Source organism: Agromyces archimandritae (assembly GCF_018024495.1).
GTDB lineage: Bacteria > Actinomycetota > Actinomycetes > Actinomycetales > Microbacteriaceae > Agromyces > Agromyces archimandritae.
Map to the genome: position 1 here is coordinate 1,274,965 of NZ_CP071696.1, position 16,689 is coordinate 1,291,653.

The window sequence follows — 16,689 nt, forward strand, 5'->3', positions numbered from 1 at the left end:
GCCATAGCGCGCCATCGCACCGCGCCCGGCATCCGGCATCCGCCCCCCTGCCCATGCCGCCGCGCGCATGTATCAGACGGGACTGGGCGATTCCGGGCCTCGCGCTTCGGCGCTCCGGTAGGATGCTTTCGGACATACGCGCGAAACTGAGGAGGCTGGATGATCGTCAGCCTCGCAGCGTTCGCAACGCTCTCGCTGGCGACTCCGCTACTGACCCGCTGGCTCGGTCGCCGCGTGTTCCTCCTCATCGCCGTGCTTCCGGCGGCCGTGTTCGGCGTGCTGCTGTCGTGGCTGCCGGCCGTCCTCGACGGGCACGAGCGGCTCGAGCGTTTCGCGTGGATCACGCAGCTCGGCATCGAGCTCTCGTTCCGGCTCGACGCGCTCTCGCTGCTGCTCGCGCTCGTCGTCACGGGCGTGGGTGCGCTGGTGCTCGTCTACTGCGCGTTCTACTTCGCCGACGACGAGCCGGCGCTCGGGCGCTTCGCGGCGCTGCTGCTGCTGTTCGCCGGCGTCATGCTCGGCCTCGTCACCTCCGACGACGTGTTCGTGCTGTTCACGTTCTGGGAGCTCACGAGCGTGCTCTCGTACCTTCTGATCGGCCATTACACGGGCCGCAAGGAGAGCCGCGGTGCGGCGCTGCAGGCGCTCACCGTGACGACCTTCGGCGGCCTCGCGATGCTCGTCGGGCTCGTCATCATGACGGCGAACGCGGGCACGACCTCCCTCGCCGAGATCGTCGCGAACCCCGTTACGGGGGCGGCCGGCGAGTGGGCCGTGGCGCTCGTGCTCATCGGGGCGATCTCGAAGAGCGCCCTGGTGCCGTTCCACTTCTGGCTGCCGGCGGCGATGGCGGCCCCGACGCCGGTGAGCGCGTACCTGCACGCGGCGGCGATGGTGAAGGCGGGCGTGTACCTGGTCGCGCGCCTCGCCCCCGGCTACCACGATGCGTCGGTCTGGGCGCCGATCGTCATCGGCCTCGGCGTGCTCACGATGCTCGCCGGCGGCTGGCGCGCGCTCCGCCAGTACGATCTGAAGCTCCTCCTCGCCTACGGCACGGTCAGCCAGCTCGGCTTCCTCGTGATCGTCACGGGGCTCGGCACGCAGGCCGGTGCGCTGGCCGGCGTCGCACTGCTCCTCGCGCACGCCCTGTTCAAGGCGACCCTGTTCCTCGTGGTCGGCATCGTCGACCATTCGGCGGGCACGCGCGACTGGCGGCGCCTGTCGGGCCTCGGGCGGCGGATGCCGGTGGTCGCCACGATCGCGACGATCGCCGCCGCGTCGATGGCCGGTGTGCCGCCGCTGCTCGGCTTCGTCGCGAAGGAGTCGGTGTTCGGCGCGCTGCTCGACGACGTCGCAGTGGAGGGCGGTTTCTGGCCGTGGCTCGCACTCGCGGGCGTCTTCCTGGGTTCGGTGTTCACGGCCGCGTACAGCTTCCGGTTCCTGTGGGGGGCGTTCTTCACCCGCCCGAACCAGCCGCTCACCCCGCTGCACCGCGAGGGCCCGGCGATCTCGGTCGTGCCGGCGATCCTCGCCGGGCTCACCCTCGTGCTTCCGTTCGTCATCTCCCGGGTCGAGCCGCTGCTGGCCGCCTACGCGCACGAGCTGCCCGGCGACCACGCCCCGCACCTGGCGATCTGGCACGGGTTCGAACCGGCGCTCGGCCTGTCGGCGGCGGTGTTCGCGCTGGCCGCGCTCCTCGTATGGGGCCGGCGCCGGGTCTCGCGCATGCAGGCCGCGCTGCCGCCGGTGATCGACACCTCGCGCGGCTACCTCGGCATCGTCGGCGTCGTGGACCGGCTCGCGGCCGGCGTGACCACCTTCATCGCCCAGCGCGGCCTGCCGGGCTATATCGGCGTCACCCTCCTCGTCTTCATCGGCGGGCTCGGCACTGCGGTGCTGCTGAACGGCACCTGGCCGGACGACATCCGCCTGATCGACTACCCGGCCCAGCCGTTCATCGCCCTCGTCATGTGCGTCGCGGCGATCGCGGCCGCGGTCGTGCGGCAGCGGGTGGCCGCGGTGCTGCTGGTGAGCGTCACCGGCTACGGCCTCGTGCTGCTGTTCGGCATGTCGGGGGCGCCCGACCTCGCGCTCACGCAGGCGCTCGTCGAGACGATCACGCTCGTCGTCTTCGTGCTCGTGCTGCGCCGCCTGCCCCCGAAGATCGCGCAGCGCAACCGGGCGACGCATCATGTGCTGCGCGCGGTCATCGGCATCGCCGCGGGCCTCGTGATGGGCATCATCGGCTTCATCGCGCTCGGCGCCCGCATCCGCCCGTCGATCGCGGAGGGCCTGCCGGCGCTCGCCCTCGAGGCGCACGGCAAGAACATCGTCAACGTCATGCTCGTCGACATCCGAGCCTGGGACACGCTCGGCGAGATCTCGGTGCTCGTCGCCGTCGCGACGGGCATCGCGAGCCTGCTGTTCATCACCGGCCGGGCCGGCGGCGCCCCGCGTCTGGATGCGACGCCGGGCGGCCGCAACCGCTTCCGCCCGGTGCCCGAGCCGGCTTGGTCGATCAGCGCGCCCAGGCCGCGCCTGGCCGACGTCGAGGGCGAGGAGGATCAGCGGGCGGATGCCGCCGAGACCCGACAGACGTGGCTGCTCGCGGGCCGCACGCTCGACCCCTCGCGTCGTTCGATCCTCATCGAGGTGCTCATCCGTCTCCTCTTCCACCCCGCGATCGTCGTGTCGATCTACCTGCTGTTCGTCGGCCACAACCAGCCGGGCGGCGGTTTCGCGGGCGGTCTGGTCGCGGGTCTCGCGCTCGTGGCCCGGTATCTCGCGGGCGGCCGGTACGAGCTCGGCGAGGCGGCGCCGGTGGATGCCGGGGTGCTCCTCGGCACGGGGCTCTTCCTCGCTGCGGGCACTGCGACGTCCTCCCTGTTCTTCGGGCTCACCGTCTTCGAGTCGAGCTGGTTCGAGGCCGAGATCCCCGTGCTCGGCACGATCTCGATCGGCACGTCGACCCTCTTCGACATCGGCGTCTACCTCGTCGTCGTCGGCCTCGTGCTCGACATCCTGCGTTCGCTCGGCGCCGAGGTCGACCGCCAGCAGGAAGAGTCTGAGGAGGTGCCCGCATGACGGCATCCCTCACCCTGCTCGTGCTGATGGCCGTGCTGTTCGGCTCCGGCATCTACGTGATGCTGGAGCGGAGCCTGACCCGTGTGCTCATCGGCTTCCTCCTCGTCGGCAACGCGGTGAACATCCTCATCTACCTGATGAGCGGTGCGCCCGGCCTGGCCCCCCTCATGCACGAGGGCGTCGACGAGTCCGAGATCTCCGATCCGGTGCCGCAGGCCTTCATCCTCACGGCGATCGTCATCAACCTCGGCATCACCGCGTTCATGCTCGCGCTCATCTACCGCTCCTGGTGGCTGGCGCAACTGGGCGACAAGGGCGACCTCATCGACGACGAGGACGAGGATCTCGAGGACGCCGAGGAGGCGGAGGAGCTCGTGCGCTCCTCGCACGAGGACGACGAGGCGATCCAGTCGCTCATCGATGCGAGCGACGAGGAGTTCGACGACGAGTTCGACGACGACTTCGACTCCGCGGAGGCCGAGATCGACCGCGAGCCCGAGGACGAGTCGGTGCTCGAGGAGCGGGCCGATCCGCACCCCGACGACGAAGGGAGCACCCGATGAACGCCACCCCGCTCGTCCCCCTCGTCGTGCTGCTGCCCCTGCTCGGCGCCGGCCTGTCGCTCATGCTCGGCCGGCATCCGCGCGCCCAGATCGCCGTCGGCAGCACCGTGCTGTCGGCGGTGGCGATCATCGCGATCGTGCTGCTCGTCACGGTCGACACCGCCGGCGGCCTCGTCGTCCACATCGGCGACTGGCAGGCGCCGTTCGGCATCACCCTCGTCGTCGACCGGCTGGCGGCCGTCATGCTGCTGATCTCGGCGATCGTGCTCATCGTCGTCCTCGTATACGCCGTCGGGCAGGGCATCGCCGACCGCAACCGCGAGACGCCGGTCTCGATCTTCCACCCGAGCTATCTGATCCTGTCGGCGGGTGTGTTCGACGCCTTCATCGCCGGCGACCTGTTCAACCTGTACGTCGCGTTCGAGATCCTGCTGTCGGCCAGTTACGTGCTGCTGACGCTCGGCGGCACGGGCGAGCGGATCCGCGCGGGCGTCACGTACATCATCGTGAGCCTCGTCTCCTCGCTGTTCTTCCTGTCGTCGCTCGCGCTCATCTACGGCGCGACGGGCACGGTGAACATCGCGCAGCTCTCGGAACGGCTCGCCGAACTGCCGGACGATGTGCGGCTCATCCTGCACCTGCTGCTGCTCATCGGCTTCGGGGTGAAGGCGGCGATCTTCCCGCTGTCGTTCTGGCTGCCCGACTCGTATCCGACGGCGCCGGCGCCGGTCACGGCGGTGTTCGCGGGCTTGCTGACGAAGGTCGGCGTGTATGCGATCATCCGCACCGAGACGGTCCTGTTCCCCGGCGGCGATCTCTCGATCGTGCTGCTCGTCGTCGGCGGGCTGACGATGCTCGTCGGCATCCTCGGCGCGCTCTCGCAGGCCGATATCAAACGTCTGCTGTCGTTCACGCTCGTCAGCCACATCGGCTACATGATCTTCGGCATCGCCCTCGGCACCGAGCTCGGCATGACGGCGACGATCTACTACGTCGTCCACCACATCACGGTGCAGACGGCACTGTTCCTGACGACCGGCCTCATCGAGCGTTTCGGCGGGGCGACGTCGATCACCCGGCTCGCCGGGCTTCTGAAGGCGAGCCCGCTGCTGGCGATCCTGTTCTTCATCCCGGCCCTGAACCTCGGCGGCATCCCGCCGTTCTCGGGCTTCCTCGGCAAGGCGGGCCTGTTCCTGGCCGGGGCGGAGGATGCGAGCTGGCTCGTGTGGATCGTGATCGCCGCGGGGGCTGCGACGAGCCTCATCACCCTGTACGCCCTGACCCGGTTCTGGAACATGGCGTTCTGGCGTCGGCGGAGCGAGCTCGAGGGGTACGAGTCGGTGCTGCTCGATTCGGTGCAGGAGGCGCCGACGGGCGCGGTGCGCACGGCGACGGGCACGACGCCGGCGCTCATGACGGTCGCGACGGCGGTGCTGGTGCTGCTCACGGTGGCCCTCACGGTCTTCGCCGGGCCGTTGTTCGATCTCGCCGGGCGGGCGGCCGGGGGCCTCCTCGACCCGTCGGTCTACGTCGGGCTCGTCTACCCGGGGGGCATCCGATGAGGTCGCCCGAGGAGTTCTCGTCCTGGAAGTCGCTGTGGCGGCAGCTGCCGCTGCTGCTCGCCCTCGTGCTGCTGTGGCTGCTCCTCTGGGAGGAGCTGTCGGTGATGAGCCTCGTCACCGGGCTGCTGCTCGCCTACCTCGTCACGCGCGTGCTGTACCTGCCTGCGGTGCTGCTGTCGGGTCGCTTCAACCCGTGGCGGGGCCTGCTCCTCGGCCTCAGGATGATGGTCGACGTCGTGTTCGCGTCGCTGCAGGTCGCGGTGATGGCGATCAATCCGTGGTGGAAGCCGGTGAACGCGATCGTCGCCGTGCAACTGCACACGCGCAGCGATTTCGTGATGACGCTCACGGCCGAGGCGGTCTCGGTGGTGCCCGGCACCGTCGTCGTCGACGTCGACCGCGAACGCGGCGTGCTGTACCTGCACGCCCTCGGCACGCGCACCGTCGAGGAGGCCGAACGCACCCGACGGAACGTGCTCGGCACCGAGGAGCGCATCGTGCTGGCCATCGGCACGCATCACGAGGCCGAGATCGTCCGGGAGGAGCGCCGGGCCCGGCGCGCCCGGCAACGAACGAACGGAGGACAGGCATGACGTTCCTCAACTGGATCAGCGTCGCCGCCGGCATCATGTTCGGCATCGGTGCGCTCTGCGCGGTATGGCGGATCATCAAGGGGCCGTCGATCCTCGACCGGGCGCTCGCCACCGATGTGCTGCTCGCGATCGGCATGTGCGTCCTCGGCGCCGAGATGGCGATCAACCGGCACACCGACACCCTGGTGATCCTGCTGGTGCTCGCGATCTTCGCGTTCGTCGGGTCGATCTCGATCGCCCGGTTCATGGCGAAGCAGGACGCATCATGAGCGGATCCGAACTCGCGATCGGCATCCTCGTCCTGGTGTCGGCGTTCCTCTCGATGGCAGCCGGCATCGGCATCGTCCGCTTCCCCGATGTGCTGACGCGCCTGCACGCCGGCACGAAGCCGCAGGTGCTCGGCCTCGCGACGGTGCTGCTGGCGATCTCGATCGCCGACCCGCACTGGGGCGTCATCACGACGGCGATCCTCGTGCTCACCTTCCAGCTGCTGACGCAGCCGATGACGGCGCACATGCTCGGACGCAGCGCCTACCGCACCGAGCACCTCCGCCGCGACCTGCTCATCGAGGACGTCCTCGCCCGCGACATCGACACCCGCGGGATCGGGACGTAGGGCGCGGCCGGGCACCGGCGCGCTGCAGGCGCCTCACCGCCCGGCGAACACCGGGCGCCGCTTCTGCTGGAACGCGGCGAAGCCCTCCCGGTAATCCTCGGTATCGCAGAGCGCGGCCTGGGCGCGGTTCTCGGCATCCATCGACGCCCAGAGGCCGAGCCGCTCATCGCGGAGGGCGGCCACGAGGACCTTGGATGCGATGAACGCGGCGGTGGCGCCGGCGGCTGCGGCGCGTGCGGCATCCACTGCGGCCTGCTGCACCTCGGCGGCGGGGAACACCCGCGAGAACAAGCCCGACGCGACCGCCTCATCGCCGGACATGAGGCGGCCGGTGACGATGAGATCCATCGTCTTGTGCGCGCCGAGGCGGTCGACGAAGAGGGCGTGGCCGCCGGAGTCGAGGGTCGCACCGAGGTTCGCGAACGGCGAGCCGATCTTCGCGTCGTCGGCGACATAGACGATGTCGCTCGCGATGAGGAGGCCGAGCCCGACGCCGAGGCAGGCGCCGTGCGCGACGGCGAACGTGGGCGCCGGGAACGCGCTCATCCGCTGCATCAGGGGGGTGACAAGGCCGCCGAGGTAGCCGAGGACGTCGTCGTCGGCCGGGTCGACGCCGGAGATGTCGCGGCCGGCGCAGAAGCCCTTGCCCTCGCCGCGCAGCACGAGCGCGCGCACCTCGCCGGCCTCGGCGGCACGGGCCGCCTCCGCATAGGCGTCGTCGAGGGCGCGCACGGCGGTCTCGTCGAGGGCGTTGCGCTTCTCGGGGGCGTTCAGCACGACGGTCGCGACGCCGTCGGCGATCTCGAGTTCGATCATCGGGTCCTCTTCTCGGTCATACGTCATCATCCGGGCGGTCGGCCCAATCCGGCAACCTTCTCCGCGTTCCGGGGGTCGAATCCCGCCACGATTCCGCGTTTTCGGGCTTGGATGTGGCAGGAAATGACCCCCGCAAGGATTTGGCGGGCGGGTTGCGCGGGGCAGCGCCCCGCGGGTGGATCTCGCGGGCGGGTTGCGGGGGGCGGGTTGCGCGGAGCGGGTTGCGCGGAGCGGGTTGCGCGGGGGCAACGCCCCGCGGGCGGGCTACACGTCGTAGTCGACCACGACGCGCTCGCCCTTGGGGTGCGACTGGCAGGTGAGCACGTAGCCGCGTTCCAGCTCGTCGGGTTCGAGGGCGTAGTTCTCCGTCATCTGCACGCTGCCCTCGACGACGCGGGCGCGGCAGGTGCCGCACACACCGCCGGCGCAGGCGAAGGGCACGTCGCCGCGCACGCGGAGGGCCGCGTTCAGGATGGATTCCTGCGCGGCGACGGGGCTCTCGACGCGGCCGGAGAGGCCGTCGAGGGTGAACTCGAGCGTCCAAGTGTCTTCGCCCGTGCGCACCTCGACGGGGCGGCCGCGTTCGGGCACGGGCCCGTCGGTGGTGAAGAGTTCGAAGTGCACGGCCGACGTGGGCACGCCGACGTCGGCGAGGGTGTCGCGGGCGAGCTGGACGAGTTCGAACGGCCCGCACAGGAACCATTCGTCGACGGCGGCCGGCGGGATGAGGGTGCCGAGCATGGTGCGCAGCTTCTCCTCGTCGATGCGACCCGAGAGGATCGGGGCGCTGCGCTGCTCGCGCGAGAGCACGTGGTGCAGGGCGAGGCGGGCCGGGTAGCGGTCCTTCAGGTCGGCGAGCTCTTCGAGGAACATGACGTCGAGCGTGGAGCGGTTCGTGTAGACGAGCGTGAACCGGGAGGTGTCGCTGCCGGCGAGGACCGTGTGGGCGAGCGACATGAGCGGGGTGATGCCGCTGCCGGCGGCGATGCCGACGATGTGCCGGTGGTCGAGGTCCGCCAGCGCGGTCGTGAAGGTGCCCTGCGGGCTCATGACGTCGATGCGGTCGCCGGCGGCGAGTTCGTCGTTCGCCCACGTCGAGAAGCGGCCGCCGAGGTCGCGTTTGATGGCGACGCTCACCGAGCCGCGGCGCGGCGGCCGGCAGATCGAGTACGAGCGGCGGAGTTCCTGCCCGTCGATCTCGCGGCGGAGGGCGACGTACTGCCCGGGCAGGTAGTCGTAGTCGCCGGCGAGCTCGTCGGGCACGGCGAAGGTGACCTCGATGGACTGCTCGGTGAGGCGGCGCACCTCGGCGACCTCGAGTTCGTGGAAGCGGGCGCGCTTGCGCGCCGGGGCGGGGGTCGCCGTCGACCCCATGTTGCGGGCGGGCATCAGATCACCTTGAAGTAGTCGAAGGGTTCGAGGCAGCTGCGGCACTCGTAGAGGGCTTTGCACGACGTCGAGCCGAAGCGGGCGAGCTCGCGCGTGTCGAGGGAGTCGCAGCGCGGGCACTTGACCGCGAGCTGCACGCGGACGGGGCCGTCGCGGTGGGCGGCCCGGCCGGTGGGGGCCTGGATGCCGTAGCGGCGCAGTTTCTCCTTGCCGGTCTCGGTCATCCAGTCGGTCGTCCACGCGGGGCTCAGCACGAGGTCGACGTCGACCCGGGTGTAGCCGGCTGCGGTGAGGGCGAGCACGACGTCGTCGCGGATCGCGTCCATCGCCGGGCATCCGCTGTAGGTGGGCGTGATCGTCACGTGCGCGCGGTCGCCGTCGGCCTCGGCGCTGCGGAGCACGCCGAGGTCCTCGATCGTGAGCACGGGGATCTCGGGGTCGGTGACGGTCGCGGCGACCTCCCACGCGCGGGTGGATGCCGCGTCGCGCCCGTCGGCGGCCGCGGCCCGGGGCCGCTCGCGCACGCTCACCACGACGCCCCCGGGTGGGCTCGGGCGAGCACCTGCATCTCAGCGAGCATGGGGCCGAGGTGCTCGGTGTGGATGCCGCGCCGCCCGCCGCCGCGGGCGATGGAGGTGCGCGGCTCGTCGAGGCCGGCTTCGGCGAAGACGGCCGCGATGGCGGCGTCGAAGGGTTCGCGGAGGGTCGACGGGCGGACGGCGGCCTCGCCGAGGGCGTCGTGCAGTTCGTCGTCGCGGAACAGTTCGTCGACGTAGGGCCAGATGTCGGCGAGCGCGACGATCATGCGGCGGCGCGATTCCTCGGTTCCGCCGGCGAGGCGCAGCACCCACTGCACGGCGTGGTCGCGGTGGTAGTCGACCTCCTTGACGGCCTTCGCGGCGATCGCGGCGAGCGTCGGGTCGGCGGATGCCGTGAGGCGCCCGTAGAGCTCGAAGAGGTACACGGCGGCGACGAGCTGGCGGGCGATGGTGTGCCCGAAGTCGCCGTTCGGCTGCTCGAAGAGCCAGGCGGAGCGGAACTCGGGCTCATCGCGGAAGTAGGCGAGATCGTCCTCGCTGCGGCCCGAGGCGGTCCCGGCGTAGTGCAGCAGGGAGCGGGCGTGGCCGATGAGGTCGAGGGCGATGTTCGCGAGCGCGACGTCCTCCTCGATCTCGGGGGCCCGCGAGATCCACGCGCCGAGGCGCTGGGCGAGCACGAGCGCGTCGTCGCCGAGCCGCATGGCGTACTCGGCGGCCTCCTCGCTCGCGGTGCCGCCGGCGCCGGCGAGCTCATCGGCGAGTTCGAGGACGTCGACGGTGACGTCGCCGTGGGCGTCGTGGCTCACAGGTGCTTCACCCCCTCGGACTTCGTGTAGTAGACGGCGTGCCGGTAGTTCTTGCCGGCGGGGCTCTCGAAGAAGGAACCCTTCGCGTCGGGGTCGCTGGTCGTCACGGCATCCGCCGGCACGACCCAGATCGAGACGCCCTCGTTGCGGCGCGTGTAGAGGTCGCGCGCGTTCCGCACGGCCATGTCGGCATCGGGCGCGTGCAGCGAACCGACATGGACGTGCGAGAGGCCGCGACCGGCACGCACGAAGACCTCCCAGAGGGGCCAGGCCTCGGTTCCCATCTCACCGGGTGTGCTCATCAGGCGACCGCCTTCCGCTCGGCCTGCGTGCGGGCGTAGGCGGCGGCCGCCTCGCGCACCCAGGCACCGTCTTCATGCGCCTCGCGACGCCGGCGCATCCGCTCGGCGTTGGCGGGGCCGCGGCCGGCGAGCACCTCCTGGAACTCGGTCCAATCGATTTCGCTCATGTCGTAGGCCTGCTTCTCCTCGTTCCACTTCAGCTCGGGATCGGGCAGGGTGACGCCGAGCGCCTCGGCCTGCGGCACGAGCATGCCGACGAAACGCTGGCGCAGTTCGTCGTTCGAGAAACGCTTGATCTTCCACGCCATCGACTGCGCGGAGTTCGGCGACTCGTCGTCGGGCGGCCCGAACATCATGAGGCTCGGCCAGTACCAGCGGTTCACCGAATCCTGCGCCATCTCGCGCTGCGCCGGGGTGCCCTGCATGAGTTCGAGGAGGATCTCGAAGCCCTGCCGCTGGTGGAACGACTCCTCTTTGCAGATGCGGACCATCGCCCGGCCGTAGGGACCGTAGGAGGCACGGCAAAGCGGCACCTGGTTGCAGATCGCCGCGCCGTCGACGAGCCAGCCGATGGCGCCCATGTCGGCCCAGCTGGGCGTGTGGTAGTTGAAGATCGACGAGTAGCGCGCCTTGCCGGCGAGGAGCTGCTCGTTCATCTCCTCGCGGCCGATGCCGAGGGTCTGCGCGGCGGAGTAGAGGTAGAGCCCGTGACCGGCCTCGTCCTGCACCTTGGCAATGAGGATCGCTTTGCGCTTCAGGCTCGGGGCCCGGGTGATCCAGTTCGACTCGGGCTGCATGCCGATGATCTCGGAGTGCGCGTGCTGGCTGATCTGGCGGATGAGGGTCTTGCGGTACGCCTCGGGCATCCAGTCGCGGGGCTCGATGCGCGAATCCGCCTCGATGATCTCGGCGAAGCGGCGCTCTTCGGCACTCGGCTCCGCCGGCACCGCGGCGAGGTCAGCAGGGGTGGTCATCGTCGACTCCTGTCGTTCTCGGGCGACCGGTATTACTAACCGATCGTTCAGTTAGTATATAGTCGGATCACCGCGGCGGGCAACGGCGCGGACCGACTCGATGAGGAGTGAATGGATGACCGAGGCCACCGCGACCGGAGATCGACCCACCGGACAGGCGAACGCCCCGAGTCCCAACCGCGCGATGATGGATCGCGACCTGGCATCCGCCGCCCTCGGCATGATGGTCGAACGCGACGAGCCCGGCCACGCCGTCGTCTCCATGCGCGTGCGCGAAGACATGACGAACGGCTTCGCCATCACCCACGGCGGCCTCGTCTTCACCCTCGCCGACACCGCCTTCGCCATCTCCTGCAACGAAGACGAGCAGATCACCGTCGCCGGCGGCGCCGACATCACCTTCCTGAAGTCCACGCACGCCGGCCAGACCCTCACCGCGACCGCGATCCGCCGCATCCGCAGCGGCCGCACGGGCCTCTACGACGTGACCGTGACCGACGAGACCGGCGACACCGTCGCCGAGTTCCGCGGCCGCAGCATCACGACCAACCGCACCCTGCCGGCCTGAGCCGGCCCCCGACCCCGAAAGCGACGACGATGTCCCTCCTGTCCGAGCACCCCGAAACCCCGGCAACCCCCGCGCCCCTCCTCGACGATGCCGAGCGCCTGAGCCTCGCCGAACTCCGCGAACTGCAGCTCGAACGCCTCAAGCAGACCGTGCACCACGCCTACGCCAACGTGCCGCTCTACACCCAGAAGTTCGACGACGCCGGCGTCCGGCCCGTCGACATCCGCACCCTCGAAGACGTCGCGAAGCTGCCCTTCACGACGAAGGCCGACCTGCGCGACACCTACCCCTTCGGCATGTTCGCCGTGCCGATGGAGCGCGTCGCCCGCATCCACGCCTCCTCCGGCACCACCGGCCGGCCCACCGTCGTCGGCTACACGAAGGCCGACCTCGAGGTGTGGGCAGACCTCATCGCCCGCAGCCTCCGCGCGAGCGGCGTCCGAGCCGGCTGGAAGGTGCACAACGCCTACGGCTACGGCCTGTTCACCGGCGGACTCGGCGCCCACGCCGGCATCGAGAAGCTCGGGGCGACCGTCATCCCGATGTCGGGCGGGCAGACCGCCAAGCAGGTGCAGCTCATCACCGACTTCGCCCCCGACGCGATCATGTGCACCCCGAGCTACCTGCTCACCATCGCCGACGCCATGGAGGCCGCCGGCATCGACCCGCGATCGACGAGCCTGAAGGTCGCGATCCTCGGCGCCGAGCCGTGGACGAACGAGATGCGCCGCGAGCTCGAAGAACGCCTCGCGATCGACGCCGTCGACATCTACGGCCTCTCGGAGGTCATGGGCCCGGGCGTCGGCAACGAATGCGTCGAGACGAAGGACGGCCCGCACATCTGGGAGGACCACTTCCTGCCCGAGGTCATCGACGGCGACAGCGGCGAGGTGCGCGGCGACGGCGAACTCGGCGAGCTCGTCTTCACCTCCCTCACCAAGGAGGCCTTCCCCGTCATCCGCTACCGCACGCGCGACCTCACCCGGCTGATGCCCGGCACCGCCCGCCCGGCGATGCGACGCATGGAGAAGATCACCGGCCGCAACGACGACATGATCATCCTGCGCGGCGTGAACCTCTTCCCGACGCAGATCGAGGAGATCGCGCTCGGCATCGAGGAACTCACCCCGCACTTCGTGCTCGAGCTCACCCGCACCGGCCGCATGGACGACCTCACCGTCCGCATCGAGCGCCACCCCTCGCACGCCGTCGAACGCTGCGAGGCCGCCGGCGGGGTGCTCGCCAAGCGCATCAAGCAGCAGATCGGCTCGACTGTGCGCGTGCAGCTCGAAGAGCCCGGCGTACTTCCGCGAAGCGAGGGCAAGTACCAGCGCGTCTACGACCTCCGCTGACAGACTGGATCGCATGTCGATGAGCTCACCCCGTCGCGGCCGACCCGGCTACGACCGACAGCGCGTCATGGCCATCGCCGTGGCGGCGTTCAACGAGCACGGGTACGACGCGACCTCGATGGGCATGCTCGCCGACCGGCTGGGCCTGTCGAAGTCGGCGATCTACCACCACTTCGCGTCGAAGGAGGAGATCCTCGGCGCCGCGCTCGATGCGGCCCTCTCGGCCCTTGAGGGGGTGCTCGAAGATCCGGCTCCGGATGCCGCGGGCGCACCCGCCCCGGCCGGCCCGGCTGCCGTGCCCGTGGGCGCTGCGGCGCCCGGGGGCACGGCCGGCGCCCGCGCGGCCGGGCCGCTGCCCGCGCGCGCCGTCGACCGCCTCGAGCGGGTGCTCAGGCACGCCGTCCACGTGCTCGTCGAACGCCTGCCCGAGGTGACGCTGCTGCTCAGGGTGCGCGGCAACACCCGCGTCGAACGCGACGCCGTCGCCCGCCGGCGCGCCTTCGACCGCGCCGTCACCGAGCTCGTGCAGGAAGCCCAGTCCGAGGGTTCGCTCCGCAGCGACATCAGCCCCCGTGTCACCGAGAGGCTGCTGTTCGGCATGGTCAACTCGATCGTCGAGTGGTACCGGCCGAACGGCCCCGAAGACGCCGCGACCCTCGCCGACGACGTCGCGACGATCGCGCTCGAGGGCCTGCGGATGCCGACCTCGAACCGCGTCGAGGAGCTCCTCCCCCGGCGCTGACCCCGGCATCCGCCGCACCGCCATCCACCGCCCGATTCCGCGGCGCTGAGCCCCGGGATCCACTGCGCCCGGCATCCACCGCCGCCTGCGCCGCCGCCCGCCGCCGGGCATCCACCACCCGATTCCGCGCTGCACCCCCGCGCGCGCCGCACCCCCGCGATTTCTGCGCAATGCAGGAACGCGCACGGCGTGTCGCCGCGCCCATGCGGCAGAACCGCCCGCGACACGCGCGCACTCCTGCATTGCGCAGGGGCAGGAGAGTGCCGGCGCACACACACGGCGGGGAGGGAGGGAGGGAGAGGCGCCTCAGGCGGAGGCGGTGGGTTCCGTGGTGGGCGTCGGGGCCGGGCGGGATGATCTCACCACATGCGCGACGGCGCGCGGCATCCCGAGTTCGGGGGGTCAGCGGCGGCGCCAGGTGATCGAGGGCAGCAGGGCGCGCGGAGAGCGGGCGCGGATCGCGCTCCACCAGACGCCGGCGCCGTAGGCGAGGTCGTCGAGACGGCGGGCGATGCCGAAGCGCACGGGGTCGAGCTCGGCGCGGGTGCGGGAGTGCTCCCAGGCCGTGTCGGCGAGGGCGGCGATCACGACGGCGCGCCGCATCCGCCGCGATACGAGGCAGCCGAGCGCGGCGAGCGGCCACCAGTGCCTGAGCAGCAGCGCGAAGCCCTGCCCGATCGCGGCGACGAATCCGGTCACCGTCAGGCGCGTCGCGACGGCGACGCGGTGTTCGAGCGGCGGCAGGCGTTTCGCGATCCGCCACGTGGTGACGGCGGCGATACCCGCGGCGACGGGCACCGACCAGCGGCGCTGCGCGAGCAGGGCGACGAGCACCGCCGCGCTCCACGGGGTGAGGATCGCCGGGGCGATGTCGTCGGGGTGGCGCGCGGCGAGCGCGGCGGCGCCGCTGCCGTAGAAAGCCTTGCGGCCGAGCCAGCTGCGGAGCGTCGTGCGATGCTCGTGGCGGACGACCGCGGCGGGCTCGAAGCGCACCCGGTGCCCGGCATCCACGAGCCGCCAGACGAGATCCACGTCCTCGCCGACGCGCATCGCCTCATCGAAGCCGGCCGGGCCGGCCGCGAGCCGATCGACCCGCACGACGAGGCAGGTGCTCGACACCCAACTGAGCGGGGTGCGCGGGCGCACGGCCGCCGACTCGCGCCCGAGGTCGAGCGAGGATCGGGCGTTCTCGTAGCGGGTGATCCAGTTCGGGCGCTCGGCGGCGAGGCCGAGCACGCGCGGGGCGACCATCGCGACGGCCGGGTCGGCGAAGTGCCGGAGCATCGTCTCGAGGGCGCCCGGCTCCATGACGACGTCGGAGTCGACGAAGGCGACGAAGGGGGTGGATGCGGCGGCGAGCCCCGCATTGCGGGCGGCCGCCGGGCCGCGGTTCTCGGGCTGCCGGAGGAGGCGGGCGCCGGCCGCCCGCACGACACGGGCGATCGCCGCGGCGCCCGGGGAGGCGTCGTCGACGACGATGACGCGCTCCCCGGGGATCTCGGCGGTCAGGCTTCCGAGGAGGCGCGCGAGCTGGGCGGGCCGCTCGTAGACGGGGACGATGACCGTGAGGGCGGCGAGATCGGCCGCCGGCAGTTCGGCGGCGACCGGATCGGCCATGCCGGCCTCGAGGAGGTGTTCGGCCAGGGCGCGGCTCGCGGCGTCCCGCACCCGGAGCCGGCGGCCTCGGAGCAGCGCCGCGGCGAGCGGCTTCAGCCGGGAGACGCGGGTCGGCCAGCCGCCGATCAGCACCCGCCCGCTTTCGGTGCGGCGGGTGTGGCGGTTCAGACGCACGACGAAACCGTCGGGCAGGCCCGGGCGGGCGGTCGGGGCGGCGCCGGGCGCGGGGCTGCGGGGCGCCTCCGCGCCGGATGCCTCGGGGTGCGGATCGAGGCCGGCCGGCGGCCCGGCCTGCCGGGCCGGGCCGGCTCCCCCGCTCATCCGAGGCACCCGTTCTCGCGGGGGCGGTCGCGTTCGAGGCGGCCGAGGGCCGCCTCCGTCATCGCGGCGAAAAGCGCGGCGCCCTCCGCGGCGCTCGCCCCGCGGGGGTCGCCGAGCACCCCGTTCGGCGACACCGCGCGCACGCCGCCCCGCTGCAGGGCGGGCAGGAGTTCGCGGGCGGTGCCGGGCGCACCCGGTTCGAGGCGCGCGGCATCCACTCGCGAGGGGTCGAGGTGCAGCATGAGGGAGGTCTCGTCGCGGCCGGCGTGCAGGTCGCCGGCGCCGGCCGGGCCCGGGTCGGCGGGCAGCCACACGGCGGCGCGGCCCTCGAAGCGGAGGCGCGGCACGGCGGCGGCGAGCGCCGCGAGGTTGCCGCCGTGACCGTTGACGAAGACGAGGCGGGCGGCCCAGTCGACCGAGCGGCCGATCTCGATGAGCACCGCCTCGAGCACGGCGGTGCCGATCGAGACCGTGCCGTCGAAGCCGGCGTGCTCGCCGCTCGCGCCGAAGGCGATCGGGGGTGCCGTCACGGCATCCGCACCCCGAAGCCGCGCGGCCAGCGCCTCGGCCAGCGCCTCGGCGATCACCGTGTCGGTGTCGAAGGGCAGGTGCGGGCCGTGCTGCTCGAAGGAGCCGACGGGCACCAGCAACGTCGCGCCGCCGGCGTTGACCCAGCGGCGATCGGCGAGGCGGGCCGGCTCCCCCGACGCATCCTGCCGCGGCAGAGCGCCGGGAGCGGGCGCGCCGGCGCTGTCGGAATCGCCCGCGCCGGGCACGCCGACGCCCCGGCCGCCGGAGGGAGGATCACCGGCGGTCGGGGCGTCGTGCTTCATGCCTCCACCGTG

General features: G+C 71.7%; 17 protein-coding genes. 9 read left to right on the top strand and 8 right to left on the bottom strand.

Going from position 1 to position 16,689, the window contains the following annotated elements; translation table 11 throughout:
• The first annotated feature begins 159 nt into the window (after window positions 1-159).
• Genes G127AT_RS05780 through mnhG form a run of 6 tightly spaced genes read left to right on the top strand, consistent with a single transcriptional unit; the run spans window position 160 to window position 6,418 of the window.
• Window positions 160-3,084: a Na+/H+ antiporter subunit A gene (locus G127AT_RS05780; protein WP_210900965.1), complete on the top strand. Its 2,925-nt coding sequence runs from the start codon at window positions 160-162 to the stop codon at window positions 3,082-3,084.
• Complete coding sequence (locus G127AT_RS05785; protein ID WP_210900966.1) at window positions 3,081-3,647, top strand: Na(+)/H(+) antiporter subunit C; 567 nt, start codon at window positions 3,081-3,083, stop codon at window positions 3,645-3,647. The genes G127AT_RS05780 and G127AT_RS05785 overlap by 4 nt, the downstream gene beginning before the upstream one ends.
• The gene (locus G127AT_RS05790; RefSeq protein ID WP_210900968.1) at window positions 3,644-5,209 is read left to right on the top strand and encodes a Na+/H+ antiporter subunit D; all 1,566 of its coding nucleotides are present in this window, start codon (window positions 3,644-3,646) and stop codon (window positions 5,207-5,209) included. Before G127AT_RS05785 ends, G127AT_RS05790 begins: the two co-directional genes overlap by 4 nt.
• Entirely contained in the window at window positions 5,206-5,802 is a 597-nt protein-coding gene (locus tag G127AT_RS05795; RefSeq protein ID WP_210900970.1) for a Na+/H+ antiporter subunit E, read from the top strand. Before G127AT_RS05790 ends, G127AT_RS05795 begins: the two co-directional genes overlap by 4 nt.
• Window positions 5,799-6,071 (top strand): MrpF/PhaF family protein, encoded by a 273-nt coding sequence (locus tag G127AT_RS05800; RefSeq protein ID WP_210900972.1) that lies wholly within the window; start codon window positions 5,799-5,801, stop codon window positions 6,069-6,071. Before G127AT_RS05795 ends, G127AT_RS05800 begins: the two co-directional genes overlap by 4 nt.
• Window positions 6,068-6,418: a monovalent cation/H(+) antiporter subunit G gene (gene mnhG / locus G127AT_RS05805; protein WP_210900974.1), complete on the top strand. Its 351-nt coding sequence runs from the start codon at window positions 6,068-6,070 to the stop codon at window positions 6,416-6,418. The genes G127AT_RS05800 and mnhG overlap by 4 nt, the downstream gene beginning before the upstream one ends.
• Window positions 6,419-6,451: 33 nt before the next feature.
• Here mnhG and G127AT_RS05810 read toward each other — a convergent pair whose 3' ends face one another.
• The 6 genes from G127AT_RS05810 to paaA all read right to left on the bottom strand — a co-directional run bounded on the left by G127AT_RS05810 (window position 6,452) and on the right by paaA (window position 11,244).
• Window positions 6,452-7,234 carry an enoyl-CoA hydratase/isomerase family protein gene (locus G127AT_RS05810; protein WP_210900976.1) on the bottom strand — a complete coding sequence of 261 codons (783 nt, stop codon included), beginning with the start codon at window positions 7,232-7,234 and terminating at the stop codon, window positions 6,452-6,454.
• Between the two features lie 264 nt (window positions 7,235-7,498).
• A complete protein-coding gene (gene paaE, locus G127AT_RS05815; RefSeq protein WP_244857762.1) occupies window positions 7,499-8,623 on the bottom strand; it encodes a 1,2-phenylacetyl-CoA epoxidase subunit PaaE in 1,125 nt (374 codons plus the stop codon).
• Entirely contained in the window at window positions 8,623-9,147 is a 525-nt protein-coding gene (paaD, locus tag G127AT_RS05820; protein ID WP_210901860.1) for a 1,2-phenylacetyl-CoA epoxidase subunit PaaD, read from the bottom strand. Before paaD ends, paaE begins: the two co-directional genes overlap by 1 nt.
• 2 nt (window positions 9,148-9,149) lie before the next feature.
• A complete protein-coding gene (gene paaC / locus G127AT_RS05825) occupies window positions 9,150-9,968 on the bottom strand; it encodes a 1,2-phenylacetyl-CoA epoxidase subunit PaaC (RefSeq protein WP_210900978.1) in 819 nt (272 codons plus the stop codon).
• On the bottom strand, window positions 9,965-10,270 hold the full coding sequence (gene paaB, locus G127AT_RS05830; RefSeq protein ID WP_210900980.1) for a 1,2-phenylacetyl-CoA epoxidase subunit PaaB: 306 nt from the start codon (window positions 10,268-10,270) through the stop codon (window positions 9,965-9,967). Before paaB ends, paaC begins: the two co-directional genes overlap by 4 nt.
• A complete protein-coding gene (paaA, locus tag G127AT_RS05835) occupies window positions 10,270-11,244 on the bottom strand; it encodes a 1,2-phenylacetyl-CoA epoxidase subunit PaaA (RefSeq protein WP_210900982.1) in 975 nt (324 codons plus the stop codon). The genes paaB and paaA overlap by 1 nt, the downstream gene beginning before the upstream one ends.
• A gap of 115 nt (window positions 11,245-11,359) precedes the next feature.
• On the opposite strand from paaA, the gene paaI reads away from it, so the two are divergent.
• The 3 genes from paaI to G127AT_RS05850 are packed head-to-tail and all read left to right on the top strand — an operon-like array spanning window position 11,360 to window position 13,906.
• Window positions 11,360-11,812 (top strand): hydroxyphenylacetyl-CoA thioesterase PaaI, encoded by a 453-nt coding sequence (paaI, locus tag G127AT_RS05840; protein ID WP_210900984.1) that lies wholly within the window; start codon window positions 11,360-11,362, stop codon window positions 11,810-11,812.
• 29 nt (window positions 11,813-11,841) lie between these two features.
• On the top strand, window positions 11,842-13,164 hold the full coding sequence (gene paaK, locus G127AT_RS05845; protein WP_210900986.1) for a phenylacetate--CoA ligase PaaK: 1,323 nt from the start codon (window positions 11,842-11,844) through the stop codon (window positions 13,162-13,164).
• Window positions 13,165-13,177: 13 nt separating this feature from the next.
• On the top strand, window positions 13,178-13,906 hold the full coding sequence (locus G127AT_RS05850) for a TetR/AcrR family transcriptional regulator (RefSeq protein ID WP_210900988.1): 729 nt from the start codon (window positions 13,178-13,180) through the stop codon (window positions 13,904-13,906).
• A 402-nt stretch (window positions 13,907-14,308) separates the two neighbouring features.
• Here the strand turns inward: G127AT_RS05850 and mftF are convergent, their stop codons facing one another.
• Both mftF and mftE read right to left on the bottom strand, forming a co-directional pair.
• A complete protein-coding gene (mftF, locus tag G127AT_RS05855) occupies window positions 14,309-15,844 on the bottom strand; it encodes a mycofactocin biosynthesis glycosyltransferase MftF (protein WP_210900990.1) in 1,536 nt (511 codons plus the stop codon).
• Window positions 15,841-16,677 (bottom strand): mycofactocin biosynthesis peptidyl-dipeptidase MftE, encoded by an 837-nt coding sequence (mftE, locus tag G127AT_RS05860; protein WP_210900992.1) that lies wholly within the window; start codon window positions 16,675-16,677, stop codon window positions 15,841-15,843. Before mftE ends, mftF begins: the two co-directional genes overlap by 4 nt.
• Window positions 16,678-16,689 lie beyond the last annotated feature (12 nt).